Source organism: Qipengyuania zhejiangensis (genome assembly GCF_035607565.1).
GTDB lineage: Bacteria > Pseudomonadota > Alphaproteobacteria > Sphingomonadales > Sphingomonadaceae > Qipengyuania > Qipengyuania zhejiangensis.
Genome location: NZ_JAYKGO010000003.1, coordinates 1,363,124 through 1,374,044 on the forward strand (window position 1 = coordinate 1,363,124; position 10,921 = coordinate 1,374,044).

Consider the following 10,921-nt stretch of genomic DNA (forward strand, 5'->3'; position numbering starts at 1 on the left):
TGTGAATGTGTCGATTGGCACTCCCGGTGTGAGAGTGCCAGTGCGGCGCATTTGGGTGCGCGGCGGGGTGGAGTCAACGGGGACGGGCGTAAAAAAATTCGCGCCGTTCTGGTCAGGCGGTTGCCGCTTCAGTCCGCGCGCGCCGGATCCGTGGTCAGCCCCAGTGCCTCGCGCCGCGCCCAACGCCACGTAAGCAGGACGGCGGAGAAGACAAGGCCGATGGCCAGGCCGATCCATACCCCGGTCCCTTCGTAGGGCGTGTAGAAACCCAGCCATATCGCGACGCCGTATCCCGGCACCCAATAGCTGAAGATCGCGATCACCATTGGGACACGGGTATCCTGAAGGCCGCGCAGGGCGCCCGCGGCCACCGCCTGCACACCGTCGAACAACTGGAACGCCGCCGCCACCACCATGTACTGCACTGCAAAGCCGACCAGCGCCGCGTTCTGCGGCGCGTCGGGGTCGAGGTATATCTGGAGCAACAATTCCGGGGCCAGGATCATGGCGGCGGCGGTAAGGCACATGAAGCCGCCGCCCATCGCGATGCCCACCCAACCGGCGCGGCCCATGGCGCCCCGGTTGCCCGCGCCGAAGTGATATCCGACCCGGATCGTGGCGGCTTGCCCCACGCCGAAGGGTATCTGGAAGGCGAGCGCGGCGACCTGCAGCGCCACCGTGTGCCCGGCCAGTTCCGACGCGCCGATACGTCCCATCAGCAGCGCCGCACCGCTGAACAGTCCCGCTTCGGCAAGAATGATGACCATGACTGGCGAACCGAGGCGCAGCAGCTCTTTCAGCCGTTCCCATTCGGGGCGCCACCAATTGCCGAAAATGCGGTAGCGGCGCAGCCTGCGATCGGTGCGTATCGCGACCAGATAGCTGGCAAAGATGAAAAGCGAGGTCAGAACGCTGGCCAGTGCCGATCCTTCCAGACCCATCGCCGGGGCGCCCAGATTGCCGAACACGAACGCATAATTGCCCAGCACGCTGGCGAACAGGGCAAGGCCCGTAATCGCCGTGGCAAATATCGGGCGGCCAAGCGCGCTGACGAAATTGCGCAGCACGTTGGCCGCGATCATCGGCACCATCGCCCACATGACGATACGCAGGAAAGCGCCCGCGCGGTCGGACAGAACGGCATCCTGGCCCGCGGCAAGCATGATTGCTTCCCCGAACCAGCAGATCACCATTCCCACGAGGCCCGCGGCCACCGCGAGCCACAAGCCCATGCGGACCGAGCGGCGCACTTCGCGAACCGCATGGCGACGGCGGCCCAGTTCTTCCGCGATCAGCGCCGCGACGATGCCCGTCAGGCCGGAAAACGCCCACATCAGCAGGCCGAACAGCGCGATCCCCAGCGCAGAGGCCGCCAGTTCGCGTTCACCCAGGCGCGCCACGAAGATCACGTCGACCGCGTGGACCAGCATCTGCAACAGATTGGCCAGCGCCAGCGGCCACGCGAGCTTGTAGGTCGCACGGATTTCGTCGCGCCAGCCGTCGCTGCCGATGGGCAGGGGCTTCAAGGCATGGTCGTGCGTCATGCAGCCGGCCCGATTATGCCAAGGTTGGCCGCAGACCAAGCTGTTGCCTTGCGTCTCCTGCGATTGGTCGCCGGGCGCGGCAAACCCGCAACACGCCGCAAGCCGGGTTGGTGGCGGTTCAGGCGTTTGATACCGCTGGCACCGAAAATTAACGCTGTCGTGCAAACGTGCGGGACAAGGAGCCGCCATGACCATCATGGCGCAAGGCGACAACCGCGCAGGAGGCGGACGAAAATATGCAGGGTCTGTTGGAAGACAAGGGCGAAGCGCCGCTTGGCCGCACCGAGGTGCGCCGCAAGCTGTTCCTTGCCGCCACGGCATCGCAAACCGATGCGACCTGCGCCGTCACCGTCCATAACATCTCCACCACGGGGCTTTTGTTGAGCACGGGCGAACGGCTCGATCTCGACGATTATCTGACCGTGGTCCTGCCGGACGTGGGCGAACGCGCGGCCCAGATCGTCTGGCGGGCCGATGGCCTTTACGGGTGCCGTTTCAAGCGGCCCCTGACCCGCTCGGAAGTGAGCGCCAGCCTCCTTCGTTCGCCAAGGCCGCCCGAGAGCGAGGAGGCCGAGGCTGCGGCACCTGAAACCTTTGGCCAGCGCCTGCGCCGCCTGCGGTCCGCATCACGGCATTCCATGGCCGAACTTGCCGCCAGGGTCGGGGTCAGCAAGCCGACCTTGTGGAAGTGGGAAACCGACAAGGTCCGCCCGCGCGAAGGGGCGTTGCGCGCGCTCGCCATGGAATTCGGGATGGAGGAGATGGAACTGCTCTATGGCAGGCGCCCCGACACCCTGCCCTTGCCGGTTCCGGCTGCCCCGGCAGAGGAGCAAGGCACACTTGCCGACCGCATTGCCAGAAGCCGGGAAAAGATCGCCGAACACGCAGGTGTGCCGGTGGATCGGGTCACCGTGGATATCGACTGGAACTAAGGGTTCCGGCTGTCTCGAAATGGGGCTGACGCGGTTGCGATTCGCGAAACCGTGGTTGCCGTGGTAATGCTGCCCCCGAGAATCGAGCCGCACCGAGGGAGGGGGCGATGCGTTACACGACATCTTGTTCACTCGCCGTTGCAGTCATTTACGGGCTGAGCGCCTCTGCCGCTGTGGCCGATGCCGATGGGGTTGATGCCCTTCCGGCCGCCACGGCCACCGCCACCGCCACTGCGGTCGCCAGCGAAGTCTTCACCGACGTTCCGATGGACGATTACGACCAGCCATCGGTCGTCTTCGGCCGCGCAGTCGATCTTGCCGGGGCCGATATCGAACCGGCCATGTCGGCACTTGGCGCCTACTCGGGCAGCCTGCCGAACGGGCGCCCGCTGGCCGGGGGCCGCCTCACCAGCGGGTTTGGGATGCGCTATCATCCCACGCTGGGCGGCACGCGTTTTCATTCGGGCATCGATCTTGCCGCGCCCACGGGCACACCCGTCATGGCGACATCCGCCGGGCGCATTGTCGGCGCAGGCTGGGGCGGGGGTTACGGAATACTGGTCACCGTTTCCCACGGCGGCGCGGTAGAATCGCGTTACGCGCACCTGTCGGCCGTTGCCGTCAGGCCGGGCGAAACCGTGCGGCAGGGCCAGATCATCGGGTATGTTGGGTCCACCGGCCGGTCCACCGGCCCGCACCTGCATTACGAAACGCGCGTGGGCGGCCGTCCGGCCGATCCGGGTTCGCGCTGGTAATCGCCGGCGATCAGCCGATCGTCATCACCACACTGTCGCTGTTGGGATCGTAACGCAGGTCGACGCCTGCGCTGCGCAGTTCGGAAAACGTCTGCAAGCCGTCCTTTCCGGCACCGGCCTTCAGCGTATCGTCCTGTCCCGCCCGCGCCAGCATCCTGCGCAGGTCCGCCGTGTCCACCAGAAGACGGGAACGCCCATCGACATGGATCGGCAGCGAACCGACCTCGCGGGTGCCGATGCGCACGGTCTTGCGAACCACGATTGCGTCCCCCCGCACCGCTTCGCCGGCGCTTCCCGGTGTGCCGATGTCGAAATTGACGGGAATGATCCCATCGGGCCCGATCACCCGTTCGCTGCGCGCAGCAGCCAACGCTTGCGTGCCGGATGCGTCAGCCGATCCGGGCACGTCCGTATCGGCATTGCCAGCCGCCAGTTCCTCGGCGGCGATCTGGATATCGGGCAGCGCAGCGGCCCCTGCATCCGTGGACGGCAGATCGATGCGCGTGAAATTGGGCAGCGGCACGCCCGAGATTTCCGGCCTGTGCCACGCGGCGTTATCGACCAGCACCGCCGCCACCGCAACGCACGCGGCAAATCCCGCAGCGGCAAGCGCCAACTGTCTGGACCCGCGAAACGCCATGGCTGAATGCCCCTTCTTCAAACCCCGAGAAACGCAGGAATATCACAAGAAATTGCGGTGGGCGAGGGGGACCGCGCCCGCCTCAGGTGGACACCCGGCTGCGGTAGGTGACGTTCACCCTTTCGGATACCAGCAGGTACGGCAACCAGATGAATACGCTCACCAGAACCTTGGTCACATTGCCTTGCAGCAGGGCGAGCATAGCCTGCGCCACGTCCGGCGGCAGGGCGGGCTGGGTATGCACCACGTGCGCGCTGGTCAGCTGGAGGCCGATATCCATCAGCCAGGTCAGGACCAGCATGCGCGGGAACATCGGCACCGCGCGCAGCGCCATGACGAAACACACGATGTACAGGAAATTCATCGCCATGTTCTCGAACGCCATGACCAGGAACAGCGTGCGTGCCCAATCGGGGGCCATCGCGCTCATCGCGGGCATGGCCAGCAGGAATTCCCCGCTGCGCAGCACCACGTTCAGCAGAAGGCCGACCAGCAGCGACGCCATGATGCCCGTGGGGCCGAACAAGGGGTGCCGGCGTGCGTCCGCGCGGTCCAGCGGGCGCCAGCGCCCCGCCAGCGCGATTCGGCGGCGGGGGGCCCACCTGTCTTCCCCCGCGGGGAACGCCCGTTCCGCCAGGCGCAGGGCCACCGTCGGCGCCAGCGCGATCAGCGTGTAGGGAAGAAACGCCGCGGCAAAATCCACGAAGGTGTAGATCGGCGATGGCGACCGCACGACCTTGAGCAGCGAAAAGCACAGCCAACCAGTGATCCACCACGGCAAGGCCCGGTCCAGAAACGGGCGCAGGCCGGCCACTACGCGCTTCGATCGTTCGTCGAAACGGTGCAAGTAACGGGCGATCATTTCGCCCAAACTGTGCCATCGCGGGATCATGTTATACGAAATGCAGCCTTTGGTTGCCGGTTTCAATGCCTGGCCGGTTTGCCGCGAATCAAACGTTAACGCCAAAAATCCGCAGGTTTCCGCCATAAACTTCTGCGAATCAGGATGAAATTGATATTTGTGGGTGTTGCCATCACGCCGCCAAATGGCCGCGTATTAACCAAATTCTTAAACAAAATTTCCCTCAACATATTGAAAAGCAACCTGAAAATTTAACCGTTACCGAAAAGTTGACTGATGTTGCACTTGGGGGGATTATTCAGGGGTTCTGTGAGGGAACAGGCGTTTCTGAACCGGCGCAATTGCCGGTTAAAAACATAAGCGGTCGCCGGTTCCAGAAATACCCGCACAGACGAGGGCAAGCCGGAAATAGAGGCCGGAGCTCTTCTGTTTAGAATTGGGGGGGCTCCTCCCGCTTGGACTTAGGGTAATTCATCATGACCAACTTCATCAAGAACTTCGCTGCTGACGAATCTGGCGCCTCGGCTGCCGAATATGCACTGATCCTCATCGTTGTCGGCATCGCCATCGTTGCCGGCTCGACCTTCCTCGCCACCTCGATCAGCGGTGCGATGAGCAAGACGGGTAACTGCATCACCAACGGCACGACCACTTCTTGCGCTGGCGCTGCCTAAGCAACTGAAGGGCCGGCTCCTGCATCGCAGGGGCCGGCCATCTTCGTTACGACAAGCAGTGTTCGATAACCGGGGGGGGTCCGCATGGAACGGCGCAATATCATAATCATCGGGGTGGCCGTAGTATTCGGCCTTTTGGCCGTTTACCTGGCCAACGCCTATTTCTCCGGGGTTGAGGCGCAACAGGAACGCGTTGCGGAAGAACAGCAGCTCGTGCGTGTGGCCGTTGCCACCCAGGACCTGGATTTCGGTTCCGCGCTGACTGCCGAAAACGTCCGCCTGGTCAACTGGCCCGCACAGTCGGTGCCGACAGGCGCGATTACCGACCTGTCCCGTTTCGCGGGTACCGATGTGGCCATCAGGCCGATCGCGCAGGGTGAACCCATCCTGCAATCACGAATTTCCACGCGCGCCGTGCTTTCGGAAAACATCCCCGAAGACATGCGCGCCGTCACCATCCCCGTAAACGAAGTTGCCGGCGTTGCCGGTTTCGTGACTCCCGGGGATGTCGTCGACGTTTTCATGACCCGCACCATTCCGGGCGGCGAAGATGAAAAGGTCACCGCCGTTATCCTCGAGAACGTGCAGGTCATCGCAATCGACCGGCGCGCATCGGAAAACAGCACCGAACCGCAGGAACTGAAGATGGCGACGTTGCTGGTTGACCAGTTCAACGCCCAGAAGCTTGCCCTGGCGACCGAAAGCGGCCGCCTGACGCTGGCGCTTCGCAATGTCGAAAACCAGACCACCGGCGCCACCCAGATGGTGACGACCCGTGATCTGCCGGGCGGCCGTCTGCGTTATGCATCGCGCAGCACCGCACCCAGCAGCGCCCCTGCACCGCGGACGCCCGCCTATCGCGCCGCGCCCAGCGCACCGGCCAGTGCCGCCGGTTCCACAGCGCCCAGCTATGGCGGTCCGACCATGCTAATTTATCGCGGCACCGACGGTGCCCGCCAGGAGGTGAACCGTGGCAGCAACTGATATGATCCGGCGCGCGGTTACCGCCGCCGCCCTGCCGCTGGCGCTGATGGCGGCCGCACCGGCCGCCGCGCAGTATACCGGCGGCAACATCCACGCCGGCACGCTGGAAATCCCGGTCAACAAGAGCCAGGTGGTGACGGCCGATCGCCCCATCGCCAAGGCGCTGGTCGGTAACGCCGAAATCGCCGATATCGTCGCGCTGACGGAAAATTCGCTCTACGTGCTGGGCAAGGGCATGGGCACCACCAGCCTGACCCTTTACGACACGCGCGGCCGCGTTCTTTCCGTGATGGACATTTCGGTTGGCCCCGACGCGGAAGCGTTTCGCGGCCAGGTCACGCGGCTGATCCCCGGCGGCCAGATCGACGCGCATATTTCGGGCGAATCGCTGGTCCTGACCGGCATCGCCACCGACGTCGGCATGGTCGACCGTGCCGTTCAGCTGGCGCGCACCTATGCCGGTGACAAGGTCGTCAACATGATCGCGCTCGGCAGCAGCCAGCAGGTCATGCTGGAAGTGAAATTTGCCGAAGTGAACCGTTCGGTCGGTGAAGACATCGGCGCCCGCGGCTTTGCCACCGATCGCGGCGGCGATTTCAACTCGGTCTTCGGGCCGGGTTCGCAGGTTGTGAACGGCGTGTTCAACGCCGCGTCCATCCAGAACAGCTTTGGTGCCATCGGCGCCGGTTTCAGCGCGCTGGGGATCGATTTCGATGTGTTCCTGAACGCGCTGGAAGAAAAAGGCTTCGCCAAGACGCTGGCCGAACCGACGCTGGTTGCCCTTTCGGGTGAAAAGGCATCGTTCCTTGCGGGCGGCGAATTCCCGATCCCCGTGGTCCAGTCCGGCAACGGCGGCGGCGGCGAGGGCGGCTTTTCGCAGGTTACGGTGGAATTCAAACCGTTCGGCGTCAGCCTCGGCTTCACGCCCACCGTGCTGGGTGACAACACGATCAACCTCATCGTCGAACCCGAAGTCAGCTCGATCGATCCGGCGGCTTCGATCCAGCTCAACGGTATCTCCATCCCGGGGCTGCAGACCCGCCGTGCATCCACGACGCTGGAACTGCGCGACGGCGAAAGCTTCGCCATCGCCGGGCTGCTGCAACAGGACTTCAAGACCACGGTCAACCAGGTCCCGCTGCTGGGCAATATTCCGATCCTCGGTGCCTTGTTCCGTTCGACCCAGTTCCAGAAGGGCGAAACCGAACTTCTCATCATCGTGACGCCGCGACTGGTGAAGCCGATCAAGCCTTCGCAGGTGCGCCTGCCGACCGACCGGGTCCGCGACCCGAATGCGGCGGCAACGATCCTGTCGGGCGAACCATACGATCCGGTACCGGCAAGCCAGCTTGCCGCACCGCAGGCGCCTGCCGCCGAACAGGGGGACGATTATGAATATTGATACGCTGCGCCGCTGCGCCTTGATCGCCGTGCTTCCGGCGCTGGCCGGGTGTGCCGACCAATCGATTTTCGAAGCCCCGGGCGATGCGTCCTTCGGGGAAGCGAACCGGCAGACCATGATGGCCCAGATCGTCAATCCCGAACCGGAATACGACACCGAAATGACCACCAGCGGCGAACACGCTGCCGACGCGGTCGAACGGTATCGTGACGGCACGGTGAAACAGCCGGCTTCGATCCGCACGACGGATGTTGGCTCTGGTGGACCGAACTAGGTTCGGAGAATGAGGATACGATGGCTTGGCTAGGGAAATTCTGGAGTAACGAGAGCGGCGCCAGTGCTGCGCTTTACGCCCTCGCGCTCCCGGCCCTGGTCGGAATGGTGGGAATCGGTTTCGATTATTCACGCATTGCCTCGATGGATTCCGAACTCCAGAACGCTGCCGATCAGGCCGCACTGGCCGGGGCGACCCAGCTGGACCAGACCGCCGGTTCCATAACGCGGGCCACCGCGGCGGCACGAAACGGTCTCGTCACGAACTCCACCTTGTTCGCCAACGATAGCCAGGGGCTGACCGTCACCATCCCGACGACCGGCGTCTTCTTCTACGAAAAGCTTGTCGATGCCGAAGCGGGCACCAACCCGATCGACACGGCGGCGGTTGGGGCGGACGCCAAGGCCAATTTCATCCGCGTCAAGGTCGACACGCGCACGGCCAACTTCGCGCTGACCCCGGTTGTCGGCGCGATCAAGGGCACCATCGATGCCGAAGCGGTTGCGGGTATCGGCTCGGCCCTGTGCCGTACGCCGCCGTTGATGATCTGCAATCCGTCGGAACCTTCGACCAACACCAACGCCAACCTGCCTTTCAACGCGGACAATTATGTCGGCATCGGCCTGTACCTCAAGGGCGGGGCCAACGGCGGCGGCGGCTCCTGGGCGCCGGGCAATTTCGGTTACCTCGACACGGTCCCGGGTTCGGGTGGTGGTACGCCCGATCTGCGCAAGGCGCTGGGTTGGGATATCCCGCCGGGCGAATGCGTGTCGAAAACGGCCAACGATTCGGTCGACACCGACACCGGTAACAAGACCGACATCGGGGATTCGATCAACACGCGTTTCGACATCTACAACGGCGACGTGTCATGCCCGACAGGCGGCAAATGCCCCGCATCGATCAACAGCACCAAGGACGTGGTGCACACCGATTTGTTCACGGGGACCAACGCCTGCAAGGACCATGGCAACGGCTGGCACGAGACATCGGGGACCCGGTATCTTCCCGGCAGCAACGCCGCCCTGACCCTTTCGCCTACCACGATCCCCACATCGATGGGCCACCCGCGCGACGTTTGCCACGCGACCGATCCCAACGCGTGCAGCGGGCCGCTGGGTGACGGGTTCTGGGACCGTGACGCTTATTTTGCATCGCATTACCGGCGCGCGGACGGAACGTACTGGGGTCCGACGGAATGGACCGATCTCAACCACACCAACCTCTCCAAGAGCGGCGGGACCGGTACGCGCTATCGCTTCCCGACGCGGTACCAGGTGTATCTCTGGGAAATTGCGAACCGGGGAAAACTGATCGACGGTGTGGTGGTGCTTGGCGGGCCGAACGCGAATTCGGCCTATGGCACGCCGCAGTGCAGCGCGAGCAAGGGCTTCGGTGCGGGCACCGAACCGTCCACCACCGTGGCTGACCGTCGCCGGCTTTCCGTCGCGGTGATCAATTGCAAGGCGCTCGACGTCAAAGGCAATTCGAAGGACGTGGCCGTGGTCGAGTTCATGGACGTGTTTCTCGTGCAGCCATCGCTCAATCGCGCTCGCACCAAGAAAGACGAAATCTACGCCGAGATCATCGGCAAGACGACGGCCGGTTCGGCCGGCGAAACCGCAGGGACGGTCATCCGCCGCGATGTTCCGTATCTGGTCAAGTGACCCGCCTGCGCGCCTTTTCCCGGTGCCAGTCCGGCGCTGCCGCTGCCGAACTTGCGTTGATGCTGCCCCTGCTGGTGGTGATGCTGTTCGGGGCGATTGAGGTCGCGTATTATTTCTACAGCCAGCACCAGGTGGTGAAGGGTGTCCGCGACGGCGCGCGCTATGCCAGCCGGCAAAGTTTCGAGTCGATCAATTGCACCTCGTCCTATGCCATGCCCACGGCGACCATGACCGCCATTCAGGAAGTGACCCGGACCGGCAGGCCTTCGGGCGGCACGGCCAGGGTGCCGGGATGGGTGAACGCAAACGTCGCGGTCGCCGTAAGCTGCCCGTCGACCGCGCTGACCACGGGTATCTACAAGAACGAACCCAATGCGCCGGTTGTCACGGTCACGGCCGATGTCGACTACCGGTCCCTGTTCGATGGGGTTGGCATCCTCACCGACGATTATGACCTGAACGCAACGCAGCAAGCAGCGGTGATGGGCATATGATCGGAACAGGAACCTGCAAACGCTTCATGGCGGACGAAAGCGGCGCGGCGGCGGAATTCGCCCTGATGCTGCCGATCATCATGCTTTTCCTGGTCGGCATCGTCGACGCGGGCCGGTTCGCCTACGAATTCAACCGCGGCGAAAAGGCGAGCCAGATCGGCGCGCGCGTGGCGGTGGTCACCTCGCCGCTGGTCAAGGAACTGGAAACCTACACCTTCGTCGGCAAAACGGTGGGCACGCAAACCGTGACCCAGGGCGACCGCATTCCGATAGGTGCGCTGGGTACGATCAAGTGCACCGCGACGGCTTGCACCTGCGAAACCACGCCATGCCTCGACGGAACGCTGACCATCAATACGGTCGCATTCGGTGTCCTGGCCGCCCGGGTGAAGCAGATCTGGCCTGCCGTGGCGGATGCCGACATTACGGTTGAATACACCGGCTCCGGCCTCGGTTACGCCGGCAATCCGTCCGGCATGGATGTCGCGCCGTTCGTTACGGTGCGTCTGGCGGGCAAGAAGTTCAAATCGATCCTGTTGTTCGGGAGCGAGGTGAATTTGCCCGACTTCGGTTACACTTTGACGATGGAAGACGGCGCGGGGGACAAGTTCAACTGATGTCCGTTCGCGAAATAATAATCATTTCTCTCGGAAATGCGGATCGACGCGATCGTAAAGAATCGCGCGGCTCGGG

At 63.8% G+C, this 10,921-nt stretch carries 12 protein-coding genes; 9 read left to right on the forward strand and 3 right to left on the reverse strand.

Features of this window, described 5'->3' with window-relative positions; genetic code table 11:
* Positions 1-128: 128 nt before the first annotated feature.
* The gene (locus tag VR863_RS14435) at positions 129-1,544 is read right to left on the reverse strand and encodes an MATE family efflux transporter (RefSeq protein ID WP_324829165.1); all 1,416 of its coding nucleotides are present in this window, start codon (positions 1,542-1,544) and stop codon (positions 129-131) included.
* 236 nt (positions 1,545-1,780) lie between these two features.
* On the opposite strand from VR863_RS14435, the gene VR863_RS14440 reads away from it, so the two are divergent.
* Both VR863_RS14440 and VR863_RS14445 read left to right on the forward strand, forming a co-directional pair.
* On the forward strand, positions 1,781-2,476 hold the full coding sequence (locus tag VR863_RS14440; RefSeq protein ID WP_324829166.1) for a helix-turn-helix domain-containing protein: 696 nt from the start codon (positions 1,781-1,783) through the stop codon (positions 2,474-2,476).
* Between the two features lie 107 nt (positions 2,477-2,583).
* On the forward strand, positions 2,584-3,231 hold the full coding sequence (locus tag VR863_RS14445) for a M23 family metallopeptidase (protein ID WP_324829167.1): 648 nt from the start codon (positions 2,584-2,586) through the stop codon (positions 3,229-3,231).
* A gap of 10 nt (positions 3,232-3,241) precedes the next feature.
* Here the strand turns inward: VR863_RS14445 and VR863_RS14450 are convergent, their stop codons facing one another.
* The gene (locus VR863_RS14450; RefSeq protein ID WP_324829168.1) at positions 3,242-3,871 is read right to left on the reverse strand and encodes a hypothetical protein; all 630 of its coding nucleotides are present in this window, start codon (positions 3,869-3,871) and stop codon (positions 3,242-3,244) included.
* An 82-nt stretch (positions 3,872-3,953) separates the two neighbouring features.
* Positions 3,954-4,763: a DUF2569 family protein gene (locus VR863_RS14455; RefSeq protein WP_324829169.1), complete on the reverse strand. Its 810-nt coding sequence runs from the start codon at positions 4,761-4,763 to the stop codon at positions 3,954-3,956.
* 446 nt (positions 4,764-5,209) lie between these two features.
* On the opposite strand from VR863_RS14455, the gene VR863_RS14460 reads away from it, so the two are divergent.
* The 7 genes from VR863_RS14460 to VR863_RS14490 all read left to right on the forward strand — a co-directional run bounded on the left by VR863_RS14460 (position 5,210) and on the right by VR863_RS14490 (position 10,845).
* On the forward strand, positions 5,210-5,407 hold the full coding sequence (locus VR863_RS14460; RefSeq protein ID WP_324829170.1) for a Flp family type IVb pilin: 198 nt from the start codon (positions 5,210-5,212) through the stop codon (positions 5,405-5,407).
* Positions 5,408-5,491: 84 nt separating this feature from the next.
* Positions 5,492-6,391, forward strand: coding sequence for a Flp pilus assembly protein CpaB (gene cpaB, locus VR863_RS14465; protein ID WP_324829171.1), 900 nt, complete (start codon positions 5,492-5,494; stop codon positions 6,389-6,391).
* Positions 6,378-7,793: a type II and III secretion system protein family protein gene (locus VR863_RS14470; RefSeq protein WP_324829172.1), complete on the forward strand. Its 1,416-nt coding sequence runs from the start codon at positions 6,378-6,380 to the stop codon at positions 7,791-7,793. The genes cpaB and VR863_RS14470 overlap by 14 nt, the downstream gene beginning before the upstream one ends.
* The gene (locus VR863_RS14475; RefSeq protein WP_324829173.1) at positions 7,783-8,067 is read left to right on the forward strand and encodes a hypothetical protein; all 285 of its coding nucleotides are present in this window, start codon (positions 7,783-7,785) and stop codon (positions 8,065-8,067) included. Before VR863_RS14470 ends, VR863_RS14475 begins: the two co-directional genes overlap by 11 nt.
* 20 nt (positions 8,068-8,087) lie before the next feature.
* Complete coding sequence (locus VR863_RS14480; RefSeq protein ID WP_324829174.1) at positions 8,088-9,734, forward strand: pilus assembly protein TadG-related protein; 1,647 nt, start codon at positions 8,088-8,090, stop codon at positions 9,732-9,734.
* On the forward strand, positions 9,731-10,228 hold the full coding sequence (locus VR863_RS14485; RefSeq protein WP_324829175.1) for a TadE/TadG family type IV pilus assembly protein: 498 nt from the start codon (positions 9,731-9,733) through the stop codon (positions 10,226-10,228). Before VR863_RS14480 ends, VR863_RS14485 begins: the two co-directional genes overlap by 4 nt.
* Before the next feature lie 26 nt (positions 10,229-10,254).
* A complete protein-coding gene (locus VR863_RS14490; protein ID WP_324829176.1) occupies positions 10,255-10,845 on the forward strand; it encodes a TadE family protein in 591 nt (196 codons plus the stop codon).
* Positions 10,846-10,921: the final 76 nt, after the last annotated feature.